Below are 24,834 nucleotides of genomic sequence, written 5' to 3' on the forward strand. Positions count from 1 at the left end.
AAAGGATTTAATGAGTTTATCAAACGACCGATTGGCAACAAAGATTGAATCAAAATTGGAAATTCCAATGATCGTCGTTGCTCTTTTTGTATTGCCTCTCGTGCTAGTTGAATTGGAAATTGTACAAACTGCACCACGTATAGTAAAAATAGCAACCCTATTAGATAATCTAATCTGGTTTATTTTTCTACTAGAATTCGTTTTAATGTTAAGTCTTCGCTCAGAAAGACTAGAGTATACTAAGAATAATTGGTTTATGCTACTATTACTTGTCCTTACGCCACCGATTATTGTGCCAGAAGGATTTTCTTCACTTAGATCTTTGAGATCTTTACGTGTTGCTCGAGCAGCCAGAAGCTTTAGAGTTTTCATTGCTGCAAAGCGGGGATTAAAACCAATACATCAAATATTTCAAAAAAACTCGATGCACTATGTTACGGGTTGCTCATTGATTATAATAGTCCTAGCTGGAACCCTTTTTAGTCGTGTAGAGGATCAACGCCTTTCAGAAGGGGTATGGTGGGCAATTACGACAGTAACAACTGTGGGCTATGGAGATTTGTATCCAGAAACACTTGTTGGTAAGTTTTTGGCATTTTTTGTCATGATTATTGGAATTGGCTTTGTTTCAATACTGACAGCAAATGTCGCTGCTTATTTCGTAGAAAATGATCGTGAAAATGGAGATCATGATGTACTTATAAGAAAAATAGATGAATTGTCAAAGAAGATCGATGAACTTGATCGTAAAATATCTGAGAAATGATAATGTAAACATGGAATAGGTGGTCCAATTGATAAAGAAAATACTAATCATATTATTTATCGTCACATCATTGACCTTATCCGGTTGTGTCGATTCAACAGAGGATATCCAGGAATCTGTAGAAGACATACCTGCGATAGTGGAAGATATCTCAGATACACTCGATGACATGGAATCAGAAGTGGAGCAAACTCCACAAGTAGAACCAAGCGAATCACTTGTCGTCGGTGCATTCAACGTCCAGGTATTCGGAGTTTCAAAGGCCGATAAGCCTGAAGTCATGGCAGTACTCGCAGACATCGTACGAACATATGATGTAGTAGCCATTCAGGAGATCAGAGATGCTTCACAGACCGCACTTCCTGAGCTTGTAGATCTTGTTAACAACGACGGCTCTCAATACGACTATGTAGTTAGCGAGAGACTCGGCAGGACCACATCAAAGGAGCAGTACGCGTACATCTACAATACACAGACTGTGGAGATCACAGGAATGCCAGAAACCTACCCTGAACCTGAAGGTACTGATCCATTCCACAGACAGCCATACATTGCTGCTATCAGTTCCACCCAAGGTAACTTTGATGCAGTCCTGATTGTGGTCCATACTGACCCAGACGAGGCCACAGAAGAGATCAATGCACTGGATGATGTCCTCACCTATGCTCAGTCTGTATACCCTGAAGAGAATGACTTCATATTGATGGGCGACTTCAACGCAGACGGTTCATATTTTGATGAAGATTCAACTTCAGATCTCGATGCATATCACTGGGTAATTGACGATACTGTGGATACCACAACGAAGTCTACAGACTATACCTATGACAGGATCGTGCTGACTGATAGTTCAGACTTGGTAGGAGACTCAGGAGTATTCAGATACGACTTGGAATATGGATTATCTGAAGATCTCACAACTGATGTATCAGATCATTATCCAGTATTTGCAACCTTTTCGATAAGTGAGATAGAAGATTGATTGAATTTGCTGTCCTAATCGGCAGCATCTCTATTTTGTAGAAGCTTGATGTTCAAATCAGGCTCCCGCTTCTTAAAGATGGGATATAGGTAACAGCAAAAAACCGAACTCTTAAAACTTTCAAATAATAGATTTCTAGTAAAGTCTAGAATATTTGTTAGAAATATGATAACCCATAATAAATATTAATATATTTACATAACATATACTATTTTTTGATAATGTATATATAAGATAGAGAACATCTTTTCTCTAAGGGTTTACGCTAGTCTGTGGGGGGTCGACAAGGCATCGCTGCCTTTTTTGAACTTGGAAATTCCGGGCATGTCCTGCCTTATTGATAGTGATCTCTACAGATGTAGGGAAATCTTAAGATTGTAATCAATAAGGTGGTGGAAATAATGGGAATTAAACAAGGTATACTGATAAGTTTCGGAATAGCTTTGCTGTTAATGACCGTGGGAACGGCATCAGCAGCTACAATCACGGTGAACAATAGCACAGGAGATGTAGCAGATTTCACCTCGATACAGGCAGCTATAGATGATGTAAATACACTGGATGAAGATACCATTCTTGTTTATCCAGGAACATACAACGAGAACGTGGATGTTTATAAGTCAGTGAACATCACATCGATAGATGGTGCTGCTGCAACTAATGTCGTTGCTTTCTCCTATGAAGATCATGTCTTCGCCGTATATGCAGATAATGTGACTATCAGTGGCTTCAATGCGAGTGGCGCTTTGGATCCAGGTATGGCGGGTATCTACCTAGATAATTCCAGCAACACCAGGCTGAGCAACAACATCGCGGAAGGGAATTTTGCCGGTATTGTTTTAGAGGGGATTTGCAACAACACCATGCTGACCAACAACATGATGGTAGAAAATCTTGCGGATGGCATTGTGTTATTCGAAACCGATAACTGTGTCCTAACTGATAACACAGTGAATGACAATGAAGTAGGCATCATACTGATATTTGCCAATAACACTATCCTGACCGACAACATCATCGAGAATTCTTCTAATAGTGACATCGTAATGATTTATTCCCACAACAACAGGTTGATCGGTAATACGGCTGCTAACAGCGATTACGGTATCTACATAGATGAGTCCAGCAACAATGAGCTGGCAGACAATACGGTGATAAACAATAGCGCAGCAGGCATCATGCTATTACAATCCGACGACACCAGACTGACTAGCAACACTGTGTCAGGTAACATGGAGCCAACCGCCATGGTCACCTATGGCATCTATTTAAGTGGTAACAACAGCACATTAATCAATAATACTATATCCGTCAACGCGGATTATGGTCTCTATTTGGATGATGATTCCACCAACAATCTCATCTACAATAATTACTTCAATAATAGCACCTATTACTTCATGCTTGTGAATTATGATGGCAGTAGCACGTGGAACTCAACAGAAATGGTGACCTATGTATACGAAGGTAACACTTACACGAGTTATACAGGTAACTATTACTTCGACTATGCAAACGAGATGAGCAACGACATCGATGGTGATGGTATTGGTGACACGGCCTATTATGTAGACCCCTATCCATTGATGTTCTGGCCGGTTATCCCAGTACCTCCCATAGTAGATCCTTCAGATGCTTTGGATGAGCTTAAAGGAGATGTAGATGCTCTGGATGAACCGACTCTCATTAAAAAGCTTGATGGCGTAATCAGTATGCTTGATAAGGAAGAATATGAGAAAGCCATTGAGAAACTTGAGGATTTTATTAAAACTGTTGAGAGACTGGAGAAGAGGGGTAAGCTAACTGAGGGTCAGGCTGAAGACCTAATCAAAGAAGCAGAGGATATCATTAAGCTTATTGAGAATTTAGAAGGGTAAACTAACCCTTCTTTTGCTTTTTTTAGTCAACACTTTTATTTTGTAGAACAGAGAGATTAATATTTACCTTTGTTAGCACAAGTGCTATTATTAGAACTGTCTTTCAGGCGAGATTCTCATCCCTTGAGCCGGTGCGGAGGATAATTGACAATAGTTCTGCATTGGAAAGTGGACCGGGACCGTGTTTTAGCAGGCGTTCCCGTGGGCGTTCATCTTCAGGCATATCGTGTATCCGCACTTTATTCTCAGGCATGGATGGCTATAATATAGAAGATTAATATAAACCAGCCGAAATTTAAGTTGTTGAATTATATTTTTATGAGAATATCCTTTTCTTCATTTGCATTTTTGATTGTCCACAATCTCTTATTTCGTCTTATTTTCATCAGCCATTACCTTCAACTCCAATAATCCAACGTGCTTATATAGAGAGCTGAAAATACAGAGAGATCATGAAAGTCATCTCAGTAATAGGCTACAAGAACACAGGAAAGACCACCCTTGTTACAAGGCTGGTGCAGGAACTTTCAAAGCATGGACGTGTGGGAACGGCCAAGATGATGACGGATCATCGCCTTGATAACCCGAATGCAGATACCGGGAAGCACTTTGATGCCGGTGCTGACATGGTCACAGCGATCACAAATAGTGAGCTTGTTTCCATTCAGCGTGACCCTTCCGTTGAGAAGGCCATCGATGCCCTTGCAAATGCAGGCATGGACTTTGCTGTGATCGAGGGTGCAAAGGATAGCCCTGTTGCCAAGATAGTACTGGGAGATATTGATGAAGACGTTCAGAATGTTGTTGCAAGGCTTCCTGCAAGGTCTGACTGGGACCTCCGGGAGCTTGTGGATATCATCAGGGAACAGCCTGATCATGTGACACTTGATCTCCTTCTCAAACAGATAAAACAGGTACCTGGAATAGAGAAGGTAGGCGGTATTGGAAGCTTTACCGGAATAGTCCGAGTTGACAATGATGATTTCAGGACCAGCAAGCTTGAGTTCGAGAGCTATGAAAAGGCGGCAGCTGCAAGTATACAGAAGATCCGCGAGGAGATCATGCAGCAGGAAGGCATCATTGATGTGCTGATCCATCACAAGGTCGGTACCATAAAACCTCTGGAAGATATCGTATACATTGTCGTGGCAGCAGGCCACAGGCAACAGCTTTTCCCGGCGCTTGCCGAAACACTTGAAAGAGTTAAGTCAGAAGTTCCGATCTGGAAGAAAGAGATCACCGTTGATGGTAACTTCTGGGTCCATGATCATGCCTGAACTTTTCTGCAGTTCAGCGCATCCCAACTTATTTTACATGTAAATTAATTATAAATTTTCCTTTTTTCGACCATTTTTTACTTATATTGCTTTATCCTACAGCGGTTGCCGTATGGTTTTGCACATTAATGTCATTATTTGTTCAATAACTTCCAGAATATACTTGTTTCAGACGAAACATTAAAGTATGACTCATGTTAACGATTGACATGATCTTTACACTTTTCTAAAAAACACGTGGTGACAATTATGTTAGGAATAGATGACCCGCAAATATGGATCGCCTACGTCCTGTGCGTTGTAAGCGCTCTTGGTTGTATGGTATATGGTCTTTTAAAATGGAATGAAGAGGAGGAAGAATACTAATGGCAGTGAGTACTCCCCTCCTCGGAGTTATTGTACTTATTTACCTGATGGTCGTTTTCTGGTGTGGCTGGCTTGCATACAAGCGTACCAAGGAAGTGGACGACTATATGTTGGCAGGAAGGAATGTACACCCTGTGATTCTTGCCCTTTCCTACGGTGCTGCATTCATCAGTACATCGGCGATCGTAGGTTTCGGCGGTGCTGCCGCTGTCTTGGGAATGGGAATATTATGGCTTGCTGTTATGAACATAATCGTAGGTATATTCATTGCTTTTGTTCTCTTCGGATCCAGAACCAGGAGCATGGGTGTTAACCTTAAGGCAGTGACTTTCCCCGAGCTTCTGGGAAGGAGATTCCAATCCCGCTTCATCCAGGGTTTTTCCGGAGTGGTTATCGGCTTGTTCATGCCGCTTTACGCAGGGATTGTCCTGATAGGCGGAGCAAGATTTGTGGAAACCACACTGGGTATCAATTATGATATTGCGGTCATGATCCTCGCCATCATTGTTGCAGCTTATGTCATTACAGGAGGATTACTTGCTGTCATGTACACCGATGCTTTGCAGGGAGGACTGATGTTCATTGGTATGGCCATCCTTCTGGTTCTGACATACATTAAGCTTGGAGGCATCACCGAAGCCCATCTGGCACTTACCAACATGGCAAGTCTGGTCCCTGACAGCCTCACAGCAGGAGGACATACCGGATGGACATCCATGCCGGCATTCGGCTCGCCTATCTGGTGGACACTTGTTTCAACACTGGTACTTGGTGTGGGGATCGGCGTTCTCGCACAACCGCAGCTTGCAGTGCGTTTCATGACCGTGAACAGCAAGAAGTCACTCAACAGGGCAGTATTTGTTGGAGGTCCTTTCATTCTCATGATGACAGGTGTTGCCTTTGTGGTCGGTGCACTTTCAAACGTGTATTTCTTCCAGACAGATGGACTAATATCCATCGCCGCAGCCGGAGGGAACCAGGACCTTATCATCCCGGAATACATCAACAATGCCATGCCTGACCTGTTTGTGATCGTATTCATGGTAACCCTGCTTGCAGCAGCAATGTCAACAATGAGCTCACAGTACCACACAATGGGAAGTGCAATTGGTCACGATGTCTACCGCGAATTCATTATGAAAGGCAAATCCGGCCAGACCGTTACTATGACAAGACTTGGAATTTTCATTACCATTATTGCAAGCGTAATACTCGCATATATCCTGCCGATCAGCATAATTGCAAGAGCAACAGCAATATTCTTCGGAATTTGTGCAGCAGCCTTCCTGCCTATGTATGCAGGCGCTCTTTTCTGGAAGAGAATGACTCGCGAAGGAGCAATTGCAAGTCTGTTGGTAGGTACATTTAGCAGCCTGTTCTGGCTGACATTTGTCCATTCAAAGGAGGCAGTTCCACTGGGAATTTCAAAAGCGATCTTCGGTATGGATACGATACTGACCGGAACCTGGACGGTCGTTGACCCTATACTTGTAGCAACCCCACTTTCAGCCATTGTGGCCATTGCAGTCAGCCTTGCTACAAAACCACCATCTGAGGAGCACCTTGCTACCTGTTATAAAAAATGAAGATAACTGACCAGGGTAACGTCAGAATAAATTAGCAAATACTACAAATACTAAATTCTGTGGATCACCTGATCCACTTCTTTTTTAATTTAAAAAAGAAAGAACTGAAAGTCTTTTTGGACCCCCTTATTCTTAAACACAGAACAAAAATGAAGATCACTGGCTAATGCTATTCAAAGAACAAAGACCAAAGAACAGTGATAGGAAGGGCAAAAGCCTATGACGGAAAGTTAGAGGGGATGTTTATGTAGTATATAAGAATTACTTCGACTTTTGCCTGATAAAAGTTTGATTACATCGAATATAAAGGTATTGATTTGATCCGTCCAACGACATCGAAAATCAGAAATAAGGTCCAAAACAAAAGTGTTATCATGAATTTTGGTGTCGTGATCCATGGGCCTGAAGTTATCGACTCCGGTCATGCAAAAGTGGTACTTGAGATGTTCTCGAAAATGGGAAACGTCAGTGCAAAACTTGGTGGTGCCATGGGAAAGATCGCAGTCATGGATGCACATATGGAAGATCTTATAGACATCAAGGAAAGCCTCAAACCCAGTATGGCAATTGATTCCCTTTTTAGTGAATGTGATGCTGTCTGTCTGCTCAATCACGGAAAAACAGTTAAGAACGGACTTGAATTTGGAGGCATAGTCATGTCAAGGTTGAAGGACAGGAACAGCAGACCTCTGATACAGATAGAAAGTCCGGGATGTGATGACGGAACCGTTGTCTATTGGAATGATAAAGGGCAGGATCTTGCAAAAAGGACAGGTGAGCTACTAGATCTGCCGGTGAATAAAGGACCTGACCATGGAGATGTCCGGATCTCTTCGGCAGGCTCAAAGACATTCAGGAAAATAAGCGGAGTCCATTCCGGAGAACTCGTCATGATCGATGGTTTCGTTATTGGAAAAGCCACATCAGAAGATGTTTATATCGTAGTGGAGAATGGTTTTGTCATCGGACTGGAAGGCGGGATCGTAAAAGAACACGGACTTGAGAAGCTGCATATGTATGAATCCAGGGAACCTCTTGATATCAGGACAGCCTGGGTGAAAACCGGTGCCATAAGAAGAAGTCAGAGCAAAGGACCTGGAATTCGACCACGAAAATGTCGTACACTTATACATGAGAACAGACCTTCCTGCACCACTGCACTGATAGACCACATTGCAGAGAAGTCCATAGAACTTGCTGAGGGATGCAACTGTGCAATAACTGTTGGAGATGATACGACAGCAATAGCTGCTGACATTCTTTACAGGTTGCACATACCTGTCATAGGTATCACAGACGGAGATCCCGATGGATTCTCGCATACTGTGCATTTCTACCCGGGTTCAATTATCATGCAACTTGAACCGGGATGGGATGATATCATCGGAAAGATAATACAGAAAAAATTGTTCTGTGGAAAAGTCCGTACCGAATTTAGAAGTTTTGAGGAGATGAAAGATAGTGTTCAGGAAATTATCGGCGAAAAACTGATTTCTCTGACAATTTACTGAAAATATAAAATAGAATATATGGATTTCTGTTTTATACAATCAATACAATTATGTATAATTTTAATAAAAATATTTATATTTTCCGTTTTTGTTACACACAGTTTAAATATAATAATCACTAATCTTTAATTGGGGGTAGAGAATACTCCATAGTATTTGGTACGGTGATGGACATGATCAGCTTTGGTGGGAAGCAATCAGGTGTGTCCAACGAGGAAATCGTTGAGTCACTCAAGAGTCTGGGAATGACACGAAATCTTGCTACGACAATTGCATATCTGTCAAATGTGAAAGAAGCATCTTCACAGGAGATAGAGATGAACACCGGACTTCGTCAGCCTGAAGTCAGTGTGGCAATGAGAGCAATGAGGGAGAATTCGTGGGTCTCTGTCCATAATAAGAAGGTGACCGGCAAAGGAAGGCCTACAAAGATCTATTCTTTAACAACGCCTTTTGAGAAGATCATCAAATATTATGAACAAAAGATCCGTGAAGAGAACGAAGCAAGGATGCGCATAATCAACAAATTGAAAGATATGTCTAAGTAAGAGTGCCCCGAACTTTTTATCCGGGGCCTCTTGTAAGATTTATTTGTTGATCGAAAACATAATGATTTTAAGATAGCTATGCTTGTGACTTTAGCATAATTGGAGCTGAATTGCTTTAAAATGTGCTATGACAGTTGATACCAGTTATAGTTATTCGAGGGATATTATTTTTAAATACTATTCATAAATTGCAGGCATAATGCAATTCAGACATCATACCTAACTTTAGAGCCATATATCTGACATCATACCTAAATGTCGCATCATACCAGCTATTCAGATCGATTATTAGATAGATTATAGTTAAAAAAAGAGTTTGCCATCGAATTGATAGCATTGGATATAAAAGCAGGTTAGCCACCGGATATTGCTTTAAGGATCGTTAGTGTGCCGGCCTCGACTGTTCCGTCGACCGGAACAGCCTGACCATTGTTTAATAATATGACAATCTCCTGATTAATATCCAGTGTGTTCAGAAGGTCTTCGTAGGTTGATCCTTCCGGAACATCCATGATCTGGCCATCAGGACTCTCAGGATAGATCTTAATTTCAATTCGTGGACTCAATCTAGTAGTTCACCACCTTCTCCCTTGAGATCATCGAGGTTTTCGTGTATCAGTTTATCTTCCAGAATTTCGAGCTTCTTCTCGCCTTTACGTTCTGATTCGCGTTTGTTATATTTAGACATACATTTTCACCTCATTAATTAACTGGGTCCGTATAGTTATTAATCCTTTCGAAGAAGGGTATATATACCCCTTAATGAGAAGCAGAACCGGCAATATTTATCACATATCAACCAGAACTGGAACATATGTACAATTCACTGATCTTTGATGCAGACGGCGTTCTGATGGACTCCATGCCATGTCATGCTGATGCCTGGATACACACATTTTCAGAAGTAGATATTGATATCGTGCGACAGGACATATATGATATTGAAGGCTCCAATCACGTCGGCGTCATTAAATTAATATTCGAAAGAGCCGGGCGTGAAGCCAACTCTGAGCTCATAGAAAAACTCAGAGTACGCAAACGTGAACTTTTCTTAAAAAAGAGGAACATTGCTCCTTTTAAAGGAATGTACGATCTGCTCAAAGAGCTGAAGGAAAAATTCCACCTTGCTGTAGTCTCAGGTTCCGATCGCCCTATCGTAGATAGCATGCTAAATGAGTTCTACCCGGATATCTTTGAAGTGATCATAACCGGTGCTGACGTCACCAATGGAAAACCCGACCCAGAACCATACCTGAAGGCCATAGAAATTCTTGGTGCAAAAAAAGACAGCTGTCTTGTGATAGAGAATGCACCCCTGGGAGTGGATTCTGCAAAGGATGCCGGACTCTTCTGTGTGGCTGTCGCAACTTATGTTACTGCTGAAAAACTAAAGAAAGCAGACATCATATTCCCGGACCATGCCCCGTTGATGGAATTTCTGGCCGGTCTGGAAACGGAAGATCAGGTTCAATGAGACATTATCAAGAGATAAAACATAAAATTTTTCAAAAAAGAAGGAAATGATCAGTATTTCTGATCAATACCCTTACAGTAGATGACTTTTGATTTGATCTCAGCCAAGTTCAGTTGTATTTAAACAAGCCTTACAGTCTCAAGGTTTGTAAGTGCTCTTGTTTCAAGACGGTATTTCTTATGTAATGAGCTTGCAAGATCAATACAGGAACGTTCATCGCCATGTTCTGTGAAGACACGTTCAGGCTGTGGTTTCATCTTCTTGAAGAAGTCCATTAGCTGTTTCCTGTCGGAGTGTCCTGAGAAACCATCGACAACTTCAACGCCCATGTTCATCTGCACGACCTCAGTTCCGTTCCTGGATGAGAGTGGGATCTCTTTCCAGCCTTTCTGGATACGTCTTCCAAGAGTTCCGTCTGCCTGGTAACCGACGAAGACGAGAGTGTTGTTAGGATCAGGTGCAAATGCTCTGAAGTATTCCATAACAGGACCTGCGTTCATCATACCGGAAGTTGAGAGGATCACGCATGGATGTGGCTCATTTATGATCTTCTGTCGCAGGTCATTGGAGTCCACCGGCTTGAAGCATTCTGCAAGGAACGGGTTCTGTCCCTTCTGGAAAATGAGCTTTCTCAGATTGTTGTTAAGGTATTCGGGATATGTCGCATGTATAGCTGTAGCTTCCCAGATCATACCATCGAGATATACCGGGATATCATCAATAATACCTTTTCTGATAGCATCTTCAAGTACGATCATAACTTCCTGGCTTCTTCCAACTGCAAAGGCAGGGATGAGTACAATACCATTGTTAGCAATTGTGTTCTTGACGATCTGCTGAAGGTTTCTCTCAGCATCCTTGAGGGATGGCTGTGTTGCGCTCGCAGCACCATAAGTAGACTCGGTTATGACAGTTTCAACACGAGGGAACTTATTGACTGCAGGGTCAAAGAGCCTTGTTGGTCCGTACTTGTAGTCACCTGTTATAACAACATTGTGAAGTCCGTCCCCAATATGGAAATGTGATATTGCAGAACCGATGATATGACCTGCATTGTGGAATGTGAGCTTTATGTCAGGTGCAATATCGGTCACTTCTTCATAATCAAGTGCAATGGTGTGTTTGAGCCCTTCACGCACATCTGCAGACTCATAAGGTATCCTTTTAGCGTCCTTTGCAGCAACATCGATATAGTCAAGCTGCAGAAGCACCATCATGTCCCTAGTAGGCGATGTGCAGTAGATCGGCCCCTCATAGCCATATTTGTAGAGAAGAGGAACAAGTCCCTGGTGGTCAAGGTGAGCATGTGTAAGTACCACAGCATCGATCTGGTTAAGTGGCTGCACCTCAGGCAAATAGAGATACGGCGTCATGTTATCATCAGAACCAACGTTCACCCCACAATCGACCATAACCTTAGACTCAGGAGTTGAGAGAAGGAAACAGCTTCTTCCGACCTCTTTACAGCCTCCGAGCGATGTGACCCTAACCCACTTGTCCTTGGAAGTGCATTCCCTGTGGATACTGCGTCCAACGGTCTTGAGGATCTCTTTACGCTCCTTGTGGTTGGTTCGCATGAACTCCCTTATGTTATTGACAGTACGTGATTTGATAGGTGGTGTACGGACAACCTTTGGCGTCCATCCGATCCTCTTTGTGATCTCACGAAGGGTTTCCCCATGTTTGCCTATCACAAGTCCGGGTTTTTCCGCCTCAATTATAACTTCACCAACGTCAGGATCGAAATGAAAATTAGAGAGAACAGATTCTTTTGGAACGGTATCTTTTATTTTATCGATAGCTTCCTCAGGAGGAACTAAAACCTTGGGATCCGGACGAACGACTATCCTTGTCCGAAGAGCTTTTGCAAGGTTCCTAACAACATGCCCATTGTCTGCAAATTGCTTCGGATCCTCTGTATAAACAACAAGCTGAGGACCCTCGAATTCAACACTTGTAATGGTAGTTCCGTCAGGGACCTTCTCTTCTATTTTCTTTTTTAGGTCAGATAGTACATCTTCTATTGCCATTAAACAGCCTTCCTATTTGAAAAAAGTCAAAAAATGTTAAGTTTTTTAAAAAAATATAGTTAGATAAGATCAAAACCATAGAACGGATCTTATCTTCATGGGATCAGTTTAGGGCTTCACGTTTTTTCTTAACCTCTTCCTGATCAAGTCTTTCATATTTGTCTTTTGTGATCACAACGACATCAATGCCTTCACCGGAAGCGGAATCTCTCTTCATCGCATTGTGAAGAGCACGTATTGCAAGGTCAACTCCCTCTTCTACGGTCATGTCATCTTTGTAACGGTCCTCAAGGACACCATAAGCCATCGGGGAACCTGAACCTGTTGCAACTGCCTTGGTCTCTTCGATCTTTCCACCGAGAGCATCCAGTGAATAGACCGCAGGTCCGTTCTTGTCAAATCCGCCTATGAGTAACTGCACCATAAGTGGATAATACCTCTGACCGCTTAACAGGTTGGAGAGAAGTGTTGCAATACCTTTGATCGTAACAGACTCCTGCCTCCTCATCTTGAAAAGTTTGGATTCTACACTAATGACACGTACGATCTGCTGTGCATCACCTACAGAACCTGCTGTGGTCATTCCTACAAGATCATCGATCTGGTAGATCTTCTTTGCAGTCTTGCTTGCGATAAAGTTGCCCATGGTTGCCCTCTGTTCAGTAGCAAGGACTACCCCATCAGAGCACACTATACCTACAGTAGTTGTGCCTTTTAAATGCTTATCATTATCCATTAATTATACCTCATAGCAAAAAACGAGAAAATCAATAGGTAAAAATGTGTCTTGCTTCCCGCAATACAACATCTGTTTAGTGATTTTATTATATAAATTTATCCATAGTGATTTTTGAAATGCTAGATCAGAGATCAAATGATACCGATCTCATCTGCAAGATCCCGGACCCTGGTTATGGCCTCCTGACCCATACCCCTGTCCTGCATACGCCTGATACAACGTGAGATGTTCACACGTTCTTCACCCATTACAAGATTATCAGCATGACATACTATTTTCTCTTCAAGAGTGACAGGAAGATAATCATCCTCAGGAATACCCAGAACCAGGGCCTCCTGCCGGGTTATACCCGCACCGATGTGATTCTTGATGATCATTACAATGCGTGAGTCCAGACCAAGCTCTTCAGCTATCGATACACCTTCAAGGGCATGCCGTATCCCATGGGTACGGGACCTGCCGATATCATGAAGGAGAGCTCCGATCTCCACTATTTCAAGATCAACATCATTCCCAGCCTCCCTGTATGCAGCAGCGATCTCCACTGCAATACCCGAAACTACCTGACAATGACGAATAACATTAGCTGCACAACCTGCTTCCTCAAGCAATCTCAGGGCATCGGAAGGCGTTATCATGATCAGCTTTTTGATTGAAGGTCATTAAGACGTTTGGAGAGCTTTTCAACCATTGGGGAATTGTCCTCGAACATAAGGTCCTCACCGCATACCGGACAGAGGAACTCACATCCACTGGCATCGTTGAACTGGAACCTTACACATCCTTCAGGACACGTGTAGAACACATTGTCCCCTTCAAATTCAAGACGCATCTTGAGATTCCTTATAAGTTTCTTCTTTTCCTTTGCAAGATGGGATTCAATGTCACTAAGGTCCAGCTGCCACAGGTATGTCAGCCATCCACTACTGGAATCACGCTCCCTCCTGCAGATCGCAAGCTTGTTCTCGTTCATGATGAAAAGCGTCCTTCTGACAATGTTGAGCATGACACCGGTAGCTTCGGCGATCTGCTCGTCAGTGACCTCGCCCTCTGGCATCTTCTCTATCATCTCAAGCCCCTCTTCACCCATCAATTGTATAAGATATCCCCGGACGACTGGATCATTTAAATCTGTCAATAATATCACCTTGCAAGTAAGATAGTATGTATAAGTAGATCGTATAAATAAATATAATATTAAGGATAGGACTCTTGTGTATTTTATTATTTATAGCTATTCCACAAAAAACCACGCCGACCTTATAAATAAGGTCAATTCAGGCCCCTTATCTTCCTGGTCACACTGATAACCTTTTCCATAACATCTTCACGATTTTTGCCGGTTGCAAGTACTGAAGTGATCGGATCGTCAGTAAATGCCTGATACCCCTCTGTCGGAATATCAGCAATTGGCTCACCTGCAAGCTTTTCATAAAAGGAGCTATCCACAGACATCTCTTTGTCCGCATATACCACAGCCCTTATGGCATATTGCAAGATATCAGGGGCCTTTTCCGGCAGGACGCCTTCAAATGCCTTGACATGAAGATCGAAAAGGTTCAGGCCGGTAGCCATCTCAACACTATCCAGACTGCCCTGTAACCTGGCATTCACCTCAATTACCACAGGGCCTGAATCTGTCAGAAGGAAATCCACACCGTTGGAACCGACAAGTCCTAACCCTATTGCGATCTTTTCTGAAATATCATACATTTGACGGGTGTAAGGTGTCCTGTAGGGCGTAATATTCCCACAATAAGCAAAAGGTAAACCTGACAGCCAGGGAATGCCTATGAGCTGCTCGTTGGCTGCGATCGGTACTGAACGATTCCCGTCTGCAACAAGAGACACACTTGCCGGAAAACCGGAAAGGAATTCCTGGACCATAATATCATCTGATGATAGTGTCGGATCGATAAGTAGCAGTTCATCAAGAATAGTGATCAGGTCATCTTCATTATGGGCGATCCTGTTCAACCGACCCCCACCTGCGCACTTTGGTTTTACCATAAGCGGGTAACCGATCTCACAGGCTTCATCCACATCGAATGAAACAGGATGAGGGATATCCAGGGATTCGAGCTCTTTTGCAAGAGATGATTTGTCTGATGCTTTTTTCATGACATCCGGATCATTGTTCAGGATCTTCCAGGATCGATCGCTCAGGTCGAGCTCCTCAAAACCGGAACCAAGTACGATGGCATCAGGAGAAACATCAAAGTTATCGATCAGTTCAAGTATCGTCTTTTTATCTATGTTCTTGATATCGATGCTCTCATCTGTAAGAAGGGACTGGCAGGCTACAGTATTTTCCTTCAGGTCCATGTCACAGAAAGCATCGATCGCATAGACATTGTATCCGGCCTTCCTGGCGGAGCAGGCTATGTTCCTGCTGCTGTATCCTAAAACGAGAACGTTCTCCAGATGTGTGGCCTCCTTAGAGCCTGTGTGAACTGTCCTCAGGGAGGGCAAACAATCCTTTCTCGGTACTTATCACCGGGATCTCACTGCCTGGCTCGGATGAGAAGAACATTGGTTTCTTCAATGTGATCGTCTGGTATGTAAGAGGATCAAGCACCATGATCTCATCACCCTCAACATCCACAAGAACGGCAGCAACCGCATCATTCCTGTTAGCTATGCGTATGGCACCATCCAGCCTCTCCGTCTCTTCCAGGAACTTTGCACCGCTTGCAAGGTAAATACCTTTGGATGTCTTACCGGAGTTACGGATCTCTATAACATCCCCTTTATAGAGAATGATGTCACCAGGCATGAACTCTGGCAATCTCATAGAGAACGTGATCCTGTAAAGGTCCTTACCGTCCTTATGGCTATAAAGTGAAGGAGATTCAGAATAGGAACCACCAAATTCGGAAACTATGGCCTTGCAGATCTGACGGCCTGCATTTGCAGAGCCAAGATAGATATCAGCACCGTCCTTTGAATCGAGAGTTTCCGTGATGAACGCAAAGCGATCTCCCTTTTTCCACAATTTCTCAACCATGTCAGCACAGATAAGTTTGCAGGCGTCGACCTCTTCAGGAGTTACTATCCTGTTAGTTGCCCTTATCTGCAGGATTGCCTCAAAGTATCCACCTGCCATCCGACTGCACCTGTCACAGGCTTCACGAATTATGCGGACCTCCGTCTCAAGGTCCTGATGCAATGGCTCACCTTCTACCATTGCATCGATCTCTACTTTCACCTTGTAGAGATGAGGGGTCATCTGCCGTGGCTCCATGATTATATCGACATCATCCGCTTCCTCGTGGACAAATAGCTCATCCTCAACTGTCCTGATCACGATATCCTCAAGATCTCCTTCATCCCGCCACTTGTTGCGGTCAAAACGTGCATTACACCTGGAACATATCCTTGCATGGAGAACAAGCGGAAGCACAGCTAATGTAAAGTTTTCTAAAAAGCATTTTCTACAAACGTTTTTGTAGAGTCTTTTGGTCTCTGCCCCGCATTTGGGGCACAATGTAAGGCTCATCAGGTGTGTGAATGGTCAGTAGTTAGATATTAGTCTTTTGTCTATCACAAAAACTTCATTTCCGGAACATGCCCCTGGCAGAGAACTTCTGCTTCAACTTTTGAGTGAACAATGGCCTGAGACTCCACAAAAGCTTCTTGTTCTTCTTGAACAGAGCAGCCACGAGCACGATGAAATCCATCTTGTCAAAGCTAACGTCCTTTACAGATTCTGCAAGGCAGTTGAGATCCTCATCAGCCATGTTGAAAAAGGTATCTTTCACAATAAGGCTGTTACCGATGTCCTTTCCGATGGATTCACGCCAGCGCGTTTCATACTCCTGTAGCATCTTCTCCGAGACATCACCTGAAGCTATCGCTTTTGCTGCAACCTCTCCTGCCATCATACCGGCATCCATGGCGTTGCTGATACCGCCTCCTGTAAAAGGATCGGACTGCCTGGCTGCATCGCCCACAAGCATCAGTCCACTGGCAATTGTCTTCTCGACAGGACCACTTGCAGGAACAGCGCCTGCTACGCGTTCAATGATCCTTCCTTCAGGAATGTTCTTTTCCATGAAATCGGTCAGCAGGTCAATAGACCTTCTGCCCCCGGAACGGTTCCCGAGTATGCCGATACCAACGTTCGCAAGGTCGCCGCCTTTTGGGAACAGCCAGACGTATCCGGCAGGTGCAACCTCATTTCCGATGTAGAAGTAACAATATTCCTGGTCAATGCCAACGCCGCTGACAAGGAACTGTGCACATGTCTCAATATGTGAAGGTTTCAGGAAAGTATTGATACCCGCCCACCTGCCAACCTTGGATTCCACACCATCAGCACCAATGACAATATCAGAACGGATCTCATGCATCTCACCACGATACATCAGGTGAACGCCGCATACGGTCTCTTTCTCAATGATAAGTCCGGTGACCCTTGCTTTTACAAGAACTTCAGCCCCGGCTTCTGCACTCTGCTCTGCAAGTGCACGGTCAAAGACCTTCCTGTCAAGGACATAACCTACCTCAGAACCGGCATTTTCCTCGGACATCGTGATCGTAATGCCATTGGGAGCTATGATATGTGCACCCTTAACCTCAGAACAGATCCACCTCTCATCCGGTTCAATGTGTTGCTGGAGCCTGAGCTTGCTAACACCTTCAGCACACCTTACAGGTGCACCGATCTCCTGTCGCTTCTCAACAAGAAGAACGGAAAGTCCTTTCCTTGCAGCAGTTGTTGCTGCTATCGAACCAGCCGGTCCGGCCCCTACAACGATCACATCATACCGTTCTTTCATAATATTGCTCCAAAAGTCCCGAAGATTATATCTGACAGTTCGGGACGATTGTTACATTTAAGTTATTTTATTTAAGATTATATGGCAGCTGTTGCTAATATAAATACATACCTTTTTACGATTAAATCGAGTTGAAGCTTTACATTAAGCGATGCTTCCTGATTAAGGCATTTACAATAAAATCTACAACTTTTAAAATGAATAAGAGTTAACGCCGTTTACTTTTTGAATGTTAGTAAAGTATTTACACATATAAGTCTAATTTTTATATAAAGATAATCGCACACTTGAATTATTGTGCAAGGTGGTGGTATCGAATATTAGATTGGGGTATGGAATTGTAAATGGTGGTATGAGTTTGTAAATATTTGTTGTAGGGTGGGGAATTACCTACACAATTTAAAATATTGACAGATTTCTATAAATTTAAAGGGTGGTACATATGAGAAACAAAAATATAGCAATATTTGTAGGGCTGGCTCTTGTATTGATGAGCTTGTCCGTAGTCTCAGCAGAAGAAGTTGAGGTTGAAATGGAAGTAATGCCAGATATGTTCGTCCTAAGTGCAAACAGCCCATGGCTGGAACTGGATGTCTATGATCCCGTTTTAGATGAAATATTAGAGGGATACCCATCATTTGAAGAGATCAACACTAGCGGCCTGGCTGACGAATTAAAGCTAAATGAGACAGACTTCTATGTCGAGATCACCAATAGTACAGGTGGTGAAATATTCGGAAATTATGCGGAATTTGACCGTTTTGAAATTAAACAAAGTGAAAATACCGATGATTTCGTTCTAGCGATCATGATATCCAGATCCAGTGTATCATTAGATCCCGGATCTATTAGTGATAACATTGATAGCCCATTGAAATTTGTGGTAACAGGTACGATCAAATATCCGGAAACGTACGAACTGGATGATGTACAATTCGAAGCAACCGATCCGGTCGTCGCTGTAAAGGTAAAGGGAGAAATGCCTGAAAAAACTGGAGGAAATGGAGGTAATGGAGGAAAACACGTGACTTCCTCTGATGAAGCGGATTATCCCATCAGCAAAGTTGCAGGCATAAATGCCATTGAGCCCACATGTGATCCTGTAGTAGTACATGCTTTGGTCTCACCTCTTACGATCATGCTGGAGTCTAAATGTTCTATGTTTGGCATGGAGGTCAAGGACAACGCAAACGGTACTGATGCAGACACTCCTGAAGTCGATTATGAACCATATGATGTTCAGGATATGAACGACAAGGCTCTTGTGAACATCGAGATGGGGATCATTTTGACTGAGGATGATGGAATTTATGATGAAAATGGGAATCTTGTCGTCGGTGAAATTGCAATAACTGCTGAAGATATCAAGGATAATCACGATATGTATGAGATCAGCCCCGAAACAGGTAACCTGGTATTGCAGTATACCAGAAGATCTGTTTTCAATTTCGAACTCGGAAATAATTCTGAAGGCGATCTCGTTACGGTTGGTGCTTTTCTTGAAGCTTCCTGTAATGGCGATGATACAACTGGTTCAGTCCCATTCTATATAAGGGGTGCATTTGAAGAAGGCATATATCCCGCAGGCACGGAATTTTATGGAGAAAGCAATGCTATTGTGATGGGAAATTCGCAATCAAAGAAGAAAGGGGGTAAAAATAAGTAAATATCAGGGATAGGTCTTAGATATTAGAATTATATTTTTTATTTTTTAATTAAAATAGTACATATATTATGAGACAACATAAAATTCTCAATAATATAACATGTTATTTTGTAAGTTTATTTCATAATATTGGAGGAAGTCAGAATGAAATTAAGAACTATAAAAAATCTTGCAGTTTTTGCCGCTGTTCTGATGGTGGTCAGCTTACTCCCCATGACAGCACTTGCAGATACTCAAAATGAATCTGAGGCTGCACCCGGACAAACGCAGATGAACAATTCCAGTGAAGCGTTCAGCCTGCAGGAACAAGATAGGATTAGGACACAGGATAGAGTGAATATTCAGGAGGCTAGGAATGAATACAACAATCTGACATATGAGTTCCAGATGGTAAAGAGGCAGCAGGCAAGAGGTGAATTTACAACTGAAGAGATGATCGATGCATCTAAGGTTTACCTCAATAGTACAATCGATTACATGGTACTTCGTCTCGAGAGTATAAAGGATGAAGGCGACTATCCCGAAGATGTAAACGAGACCATTGACAGTTACATCGATGAACTGGAACTTGCCAGAGTTATTGTCGAAGAAGCCGAGACAAGAAAGGAGCTCGCTGATGCAATGAGAGATATAAAGAAGCTCTGGATGGATGCAATAAAGGACATTCAAAACTTCACTATAGTAAAGGTTGAGGAAAAACTTGAGAATCATATTGCCAACACCGATCGCATATCTGAACGCCTGCAGAATGAAATAAGAGAAATGGAACAGAACGGCGAGGATGTCGAGGATCTTCAGGAAATGCTTGCTGGATACAATGAACTGAGAGCTGAAGCAGGATCACTCCTGGAAGAAGGTGATGTTGATGAAGCAATTGAGAAGAGCAGAGAAGCCAACGAAAGGCTCAGGGAGCTCCACAGGGAGATGAAGCAGTTCAGAAACGGTTTTGTGAACATGGCCGGCGAAGGTCCTCTTAATGCAGAAGGAGATGGGACTATTGTTCTTTCCGGACAGCTGGAAGTCTCCATCAGTGCAACAAACGCAATGCTTGTTATCAAGGATCTTGCCGGAGATTCATATATTGATATCATTGGAACATATGACCTTGTTAATGAGGAAAGAGCACAAGATGGAGAACATGCCCTTGTATACCACGACTTCACCGGTGATGCTATCATCAATGGAAGCATGCTAACCATTATGGTCCGTGGTGAGGACATGACAGTCTTTGCAGAGGGAGACGGAACTGCTTCACTCTCAGGTGAGGGATCATATCGGATTGGTGAGGGTGCAGAAGCATTCGTAACCGAGTTTGCAGGAGAGGTTTCAGAAGCTGAAAATGTCGATGACGAAGGCATTGTAGAAGAAGAAGAAGAAGAAATGTCGGCTGATTTCGGAACTGAAAATGTGAAAGGAGCCGATGTATCCGGTCAAAATGATGAAGGCAATAGGCCACAGGAGGAATGATCATGGTCAGCTTTAAGCACATTGGAATTTTTGCGATACTTCTGATAGGACTCACTTTCTCAGGTTGTGTTGAAGAACAGGCTGAAAAGGAGGTAGTAGATACCGAAGCACAAACTGCAGACGAGATACTTGCGGAGGAAGGAATTGGGCTGACCGATTCGGAGATAGATGATCTCGAAACTGATCTTGACGAACTGGAAGCCACACTTCTTGAACTTGATGAGGACGAGAAACTGATCATTGAAGAGGTCTGAACAGATAACAGTTCAGATTTTTTTTCTTTTTAATCATTAGCACAATGCATCCAACAGCATGATATTTGCAAGGGTCCTCTTATTAAAGAATACTGTAATATAATGCTGTAGAGATTCTTTTACTTATATTAGATATTTTAGATATTTTAGATATTCTTCGTGATTGAGTTCGAGAAGTACCTGCATAAAAGAAAAGAGATCATTAAAAAAGAACTTAATGAATGGATAATTGGAATATTGATTACCAAATATCCATCCTATTCACATTTTCAGCTATTCCGATTATGCCAACGATCTCATTGTTTCCTTAGTCTATATGCGATCGATAGCAAACCAATGATCGCAAAGATAGCTTCAAACCCTGGTATTCCCTTTTCTTCGGCAGGTGCTGAAGCCCCTATAATTTCTTGCATGTCTTCATGCATTAGAAGAGAAACACCCAGGAATGCGGGATCATCTGAGTAGTAGGCATAGAGACTGTTCAACAGTTCATTGACTTCTTCATCATCGGATCCTTCGCTTACGACAACTGTGATCAGAGCATATTCTCCAGATCCTCTGATCTCTCCCATTTTTGAAGCAACAGAATCCTCTATTTCTTCAGCTGTAAGCTCGACCTCCTCCATGTCATGGGCCATTAGAACAAAAAGATCAACATTGGATGTAATGTCCTCTATACTTGACCTGTCATAAGCTGCCGGAATTCCTGCAACCAATAATGTCTTTCCAGCTGTTTTTTCATGGATAGCGTCCAGAAGCTGTGCATTTTCCTGACACACCTGTTCCAGTTCAACAGGATCGCAGGTTTTCAGGCTTATGTATATGCCATCAAATCCTGCAAGTGATTTAGTGTTGTAATCAAGGACTGCCTCGACCGCCTCAATTGAGCTTTCATCGATCCCATCCACGAAATCCTTCTTTTCATCAAGGATCATTGCATGGACCGTCATGTTATTTTCATGGGCAGATTTTATGAATCTTTCGGAGCTCCAGATATTATTGACATCCGTTCTCAGGAACACCGTATTTATGCCACTGTCCTTCAGATCGTTTATAACGGAAATCGATCTGTCATCAGAATAAGGCTCAAAGATAAAGATCGCTTGTGCTCCAGCATCAGAGGCAGGCATGTTAATATCCTTTAAAATTGGCTGACCGACCTGTATATCACTTTCCGGTAAGGGCTCAGGCTCTTGCGTAATGACCTCTCCAGGAAGTAAAAAGGTTGGCTCCTGTGGCGTATATTTGCGTACAAATGCATAATCCACAGCCATATATCCCATATTTTTTATTGTGCTGGCCGTAGTTGAATACAGGTATAATTTCAATTCATTGTCCGGGATGTGGTCAATTACAGTTTCATCTTCATTTTCAATGTCATAGGAATAATCCATCCTTGTGTCTCTTACCCCATTCTTGAACCATGAGACCTTTTTGAAATTATCCTCCTGATACCATGCAATACCTGATGTATACCATGTCCCCTCCGCAATACCAAGGTCCGTCAGATCTCTTGACTTGAACCTATCATCATCCCTCGTCAAAGCCCATGAAACCCTGCTCTCATTGGCGAGTTCTGTACGATAGACTATCTTATTTTCGCTTTCGTCTTGCGGATCAAGAAGTCCCTGCTCCAGTACCGGACCTATTGGTTCGGTACCAGTAGTAACCTTCATTCTCTTGACAACGAACATGGAGTTTATTTCAAATGCATCCTTTGAAGTTATTTTTGAATAATCTGCAGGGTGCCTTACAGGTGCTTCCAGACGAATGATCCCATTACCAATATTAACATCCCCTCCACCATTTGTTTCAGATCTCCAGTTCGCAATGCTCAAGCTCTTTCCATCAAAATCATCGAAGAAATCGAAAGTTGAATCCCCACTGCTAATATCCGTTGCAGCCGGATTTCCATAATGTATTGTCACATCGGTCATTCCATTAGAGGGAATAGAAGGAACTTTGATCCATACTATAGCTCTCTTTGATCCAGCATCCCACTCTTCGATCCAATGAGACAATTGCTTGTCTTCTACAGAAAATCTGATATCAGACCCATCAGGATTTGCTTTTGAGAAATCGAAATTTGTAGAGTCAAGCAAAACCTGTACCTGATAATTGATTAAATTCTTACCAGAGTTCTCTTTGATTGTCATTTCTTCAGAATAATTCCAGTCTCCTCCACCTGCATTGGATAGAGCAACGCATGTACCCATCATTCCGGTGAAAAGAGTTATGGAAATGAGCAGAAATAAGATTATTTTTCTTTTCATACAACTCACCTATGTTATATATTACCCTATTTCATTTATATAGAATGTGTTAATCCGGACCCTGACTGAAGCCAATGACAGGGATCATGGAGCTGCTTGCGCACAGAAAAGAAAAGGCATCCTTAAGGATGCCACTTATTTTTTATTATTCAGTTAATATTCCTTTATTCTTGCTTGATTTCTGATAACTCAAATTATCATCCATCAAGCAAAGATCTCTTCCAGACCGCTTTCCAGATGAGGATACATTGCATCAGTATAGCCATGGGATGTACCATCAACAGTACCGAAAGATTTTGGCTCATCGGCCTTTTCGAATGTCTTCAAAGCGGCATCGTAAGGAATGATGGTATCATTGAGAGAGTGTATCATTACAAACGGACGTGGTGATATTGCACCCAGATAGTTGTCAGGGTCAATGGATATGAAGAAGTCATAAGCTGCCTGATCAATGACATCCTCCCTGTTCAGGGAATCCGAATCATAACCACTTGTGCTTATGCCTACAACACCGGCAATGGAATCATCAATAGAAGTTGCAATGATCGCAAACCTGCCTCCGTTGCTTGAGCCAATCATTGCCACCTTCGAGTCATCGATCTCAGGCTGGTCGCGAAGCACATCTGAGGCCATCAGGGCATCATATACCATGAGGAATTGTTCCGGCTCGGCACCGTTTCTGAAGACCATAATGTCATGTTCAACATTTATCGCACCAAGATTGCGCTGGTCGATCACAATGGATGCATAACCCATATCCGCCAATAATACAGAAAGGCTGTGCTCGTTCTCCTTGGTTACACCTGCTCCCGGCAGGATCACAACAGAAGGAACAGGACCACTGTTATTGCCAGTTGTTGCAGGAATTGTCAAAAGGGAATCAACCTCGGATTCCCTGCTTGTGTATGTGATGGTCTTAACAACATATCCGGAGTTCGAGTCGTCAATATCAATTATAGAATACTGAAGTTCTTCGCGCTCAGGATAGGACAGCAGCCCGTCATCCGTCATTTCCCATGGATCTTCCTGGCCGCTGTAGAATACACCGTAGAAACCTACGAGTAGCAGCGAAACACCGATCAGGAGTACAACGTTATTATGACGTTTTAGGAACGTGCTCTTTGATCTGGTTTGATTTTGTTTGGTTTTAGCCATAGCTAAACAAAAGGTATCACAATAAAAAAAAGGTTTTCCGTGTCATGGAAGACACGGACAGGATAAGTTTGTTTATTTGTTC

At 42.7% G+C, this 24,834-nt stretch carries 23 protein-coding genes and 1 pseudogene; 12 read left to right on the plus strand and 12 right to left on the minus strand.

All coding sequences use genetic code 11. The annotated features are described in order from the left end of the window. Window positions 1-10 precede the first annotated feature (10 nt). From ACR3I3_RS09745 to ACR3I3_RS09755, 3 genes are all read left to right on the plus strand, one after another. Window positions 11-766, plus strand: a complete 756-nt coding sequence (locus ACR3I3_RS09745; RefSeq protein ID WP_440952066.1) for a potassium channel family protein — start codon at window positions 11-13, stop codon at window positions 764-766. 28 nt (window positions 767-794) lie between these two features. Continuing rightward, window positions 795-1,748 (plus strand): exonuclease/endonuclease/phosphatase family protein, encoded by a 954-nt coding sequence (locus tag ACR3I3_RS09750; RefSeq protein ID WP_440952067.1) that lies wholly within the window; start codon window positions 795-797, stop codon window positions 1,746-1,748. Window positions 1,749-2,149: 401 nt separating this feature from the next. Continuing rightward, entirely contained in the window at window positions 2,150-3,625 is a 1,476-nt protein-coding gene (locus tag ACR3I3_RS09755) for a right-handed parallel beta-helix repeat-containing protein (protein ID WP_440952068.1), read from the plus strand. 109 nt (window positions 3,626-3,734) lie between these two features. On the opposite strand, the pseudogene ACR3I3_RS09760 reads toward ACR3I3_RS09755, so the two are convergent. Next, window positions 3,735-3,878 (minus strand): annotated as a pseudogene (locus tag ACR3I3_RS09760) (UPF0758 domain-containing protein); the annotation flags it as partial. A gap of 199 nt (window positions 3,879-4,077) precedes the next feature. Here ACR3I3_RS09760 and ACR3I3_RS09765 point away from each other — a divergent pair. From ACR3I3_RS09765 to ACR3I3_RS09785, 5 genes are all read left to right on the plus strand, one after another. Next, a complete protein-coding gene (locus ACR3I3_RS09765; protein ID WP_440952069.1) occupies window positions 4,078-4,902 on the plus strand; it encodes a molybdopterin synthase in 825 nt (274 codons plus the stop codon). 249 nt (window positions 4,903-5,151) lie between these two features. Continuing rightward, entirely contained in the window at window positions 5,152-5,268 is a 117-nt protein-coding gene (locus ACR3I3_RS09770; protein WP_440953786.1) for a symporter small accessory protein, read from the plus strand. After that, entirely contained in the window at window positions 5,268-6,854 is a 1,587-nt protein-coding gene (locus ACR3I3_RS09775) for a sodium:solute symporter family protein (RefSeq protein ID WP_440952070.1), read from the plus strand. Before ACR3I3_RS09770 ends, ACR3I3_RS09775 begins: the two co-directional genes overlap by 1 nt. 374 nt (window positions 6,855-7,228) lie before the next feature. After that, on the plus strand, window positions 7,229-8,365 hold the full coding sequence (locus tag ACR3I3_RS09780; protein WP_440952071.1) for a DUF2117 family protein: 1,137 nt from the start codon (window positions 7,229-7,231) through the stop codon (window positions 8,363-8,365). A gap of 173 nt (window positions 8,366-8,538) precedes the next feature. Next, entirely contained in the window at window positions 8,539-8,913 is a 375-nt protein-coding gene (locus tag ACR3I3_RS09785; protein WP_440952072.1) for a transcriptional regulator protein, read from the plus strand. Window positions 8,914-9,266: 353 nt separating this feature from the next. Here the strand turns inward: ACR3I3_RS09785 and ACR3I3_RS09790 are convergent, their stop codons facing one another. Next, a complete protein-coding gene (locus ACR3I3_RS09790; protein WP_440952073.1) occupies window positions 9,267-9,479 on the minus strand; it encodes a hypothetical protein in 213 nt (70 codons plus the stop codon). Then, window positions 9,476-9,601: a hypothetical protein gene (locus tag ACR3I3_RS09795; RefSeq protein ID WP_440952074.1), complete on the minus strand. Its 126-nt coding sequence runs from the start codon at window positions 9,599-9,601 to the stop codon at window positions 9,476-9,478. Before ACR3I3_RS09795 ends, ACR3I3_RS09790 begins: the two co-directional genes overlap by 4 nt. 126 nt (window positions 9,602-9,727) lie before the next feature. Between ACR3I3_RS09795 and ACR3I3_RS09800 the strand changes: the two genes are divergently transcribed. Then, window positions 9,728-10,387: an HAD family hydrolase gene (locus tag ACR3I3_RS09800; RefSeq protein WP_440952075.1), complete on the plus strand. Its 660-nt coding sequence runs from the start codon at window positions 9,728-9,730 to the stop codon at window positions 10,385-10,387. A 119-nt stretch (window positions 10,388-10,506) separates the two neighbouring features. Here the strand turns inward: ACR3I3_RS09800 and ACR3I3_RS09805 are convergent, their stop codons facing one another. The 7 genes from ACR3I3_RS09805 to ACR3I3_RS09835 all read right to left on the minus strand — a co-directional run bounded on the left by ACR3I3_RS09805 (window position 10,507) and on the right by ACR3I3_RS09835 (window position 17,937). Next, window positions 10,507-12,417 carry a beta-CASP ribonuclease aCPSF1 gene (locus tag ACR3I3_RS09805; protein WP_440952076.1) on the minus strand — a complete coding sequence of 637 codons (1,911 nt, stop codon included), beginning with the start codon at window positions 12,415-12,417 and terminating at the stop codon, window positions 10,507-10,509. Between the two features lie 103 nt (window positions 12,418-12,520). Next, the gene (gene psmB, locus ACR3I3_RS09810; protein WP_440952077.1) at window positions 12,521-13,153 is read right to left on the minus strand and encodes an archaeal proteasome endopeptidase complex subunit beta; all 633 of its coding nucleotides are present in this window, start codon (window positions 13,151-13,153) and stop codon (window positions 12,521-12,523) included. Between the two features lie 134 nt (window positions 13,154-13,287). Further along, window positions 13,288-13,794 carry a TIGR00295 family protein gene (locus tag ACR3I3_RS09815; protein ID WP_440952078.1) on the minus strand — a complete coding sequence of 169 codons (507 nt, stop codon included), beginning with the start codon at window positions 13,792-13,794 and terminating at the stop codon, window positions 13,288-13,290. Between the two features lie 2 nt (window positions 13,795-13,796). After that, window positions 13,797-14,294, minus strand: a complete 498-nt coding sequence (locus ACR3I3_RS09820) for a transcription factor (protein ID WP_440952079.1) — start codon at window positions 14,292-14,294, stop codon at window positions 13,797-13,799. Between the two features lie 134 nt (window positions 14,295-14,428). Beyond that, entirely contained in the window at window positions 14,429-15,628 is a 1,200-nt protein-coding gene (locus tag ACR3I3_RS09825; RefSeq protein WP_440952080.1) for an ATP-grasp domain-containing protein, read from the minus strand. Then, entirely contained in the window at window positions 15,594-16,655 is a 1,062-nt protein-coding gene (locus ACR3I3_RS09830) for a 60S ribosomal export protein NMD3 (RefSeq protein WP_440952081.1), read from the minus strand. The genes ACR3I3_RS09825 and ACR3I3_RS09830 overlap by 35 nt, the downstream gene beginning before the upstream one ends. Window positions 16,656-16,710: 55 nt before the next feature. Further along, window positions 16,711-17,937, minus strand: coding sequence for an NAD(P)/FAD-dependent oxidoreductase (locus tag ACR3I3_RS09835; RefSeq protein ID WP_440952082.1), 1,227 nt, complete (start codon window positions 17,935-17,937; stop codon window positions 16,711-16,713). A gap of 442 nt (window positions 17,938-18,379) precedes the next feature. Here ACR3I3_RS09835 and ACR3I3_RS09840 point away from each other — a divergent pair, with 442 nt between their 5' ends. The 3 genes from ACR3I3_RS09840 to ACR3I3_RS09850 all read left to right on the plus strand — a co-directional run bounded on the left by ACR3I3_RS09840 (window position 18,380) and on the right by ACR3I3_RS09850 (window position 21,324). Continuing rightward, a complete protein-coding gene (locus tag ACR3I3_RS09840; protein ID WP_440952083.1) occupies window positions 18,380-19,603 on the plus strand; it encodes a hypothetical protein in 1,224 nt (407 codons plus the stop codon). Between the two features lie 144 nt (window positions 19,604-19,747). Next, window positions 19,748-21,070 (plus strand): hypothetical protein, encoded by a 1,323-nt coding sequence (locus ACR3I3_RS09845; protein WP_440952084.1) that lies wholly within the window; start codon window positions 19,748-19,750, stop codon window positions 21,068-21,070. 2 nt (window positions 21,071-21,072) lie between these two features. Beyond that, a complete protein-coding gene (locus ACR3I3_RS09850; protein ID WP_440952085.1) occupies window positions 21,073-21,324 on the plus strand; it encodes a hypothetical protein in 252 nt (83 codons plus the stop codon). Window positions 21,325-21,620: 296 nt separating this feature from the next. Here ACR3I3_RS09850 and ACR3I3_RS09855 read toward each other — a convergent pair whose 3' ends face one another. Both ACR3I3_RS09855 and ACR3I3_RS09860 read right to left on the minus strand, forming a co-directional pair. Further along, entirely contained in the window at window positions 21,621-23,597 is a 1,977-nt protein-coding gene (locus tag ACR3I3_RS09855) for a DUF2341 domain-containing protein (RefSeq protein WP_440952086.1), read from the minus strand. Window positions 23,598-23,801: 204 nt separating this feature from the next. Then, window positions 23,802-24,752 (minus strand): alpha/beta hydrolase, encoded by a 951-nt coding sequence (locus ACR3I3_RS09860; RefSeq protein ID WP_440952087.1) that lies wholly within the window; start codon window positions 24,750-24,752, stop codon window positions 23,802-23,804. Window positions 24,753-24,834: the final 82 nt, after the last annotated feature.

The sequence above is a fragment of the Methanococcoides mangrovi genome (assembly GCF_052057775.1).
GTDB lineage: Archaea > Halobacteriota > Methanosarcinia > Methanosarcinales > Methanosarcinaceae > Methanococcoides.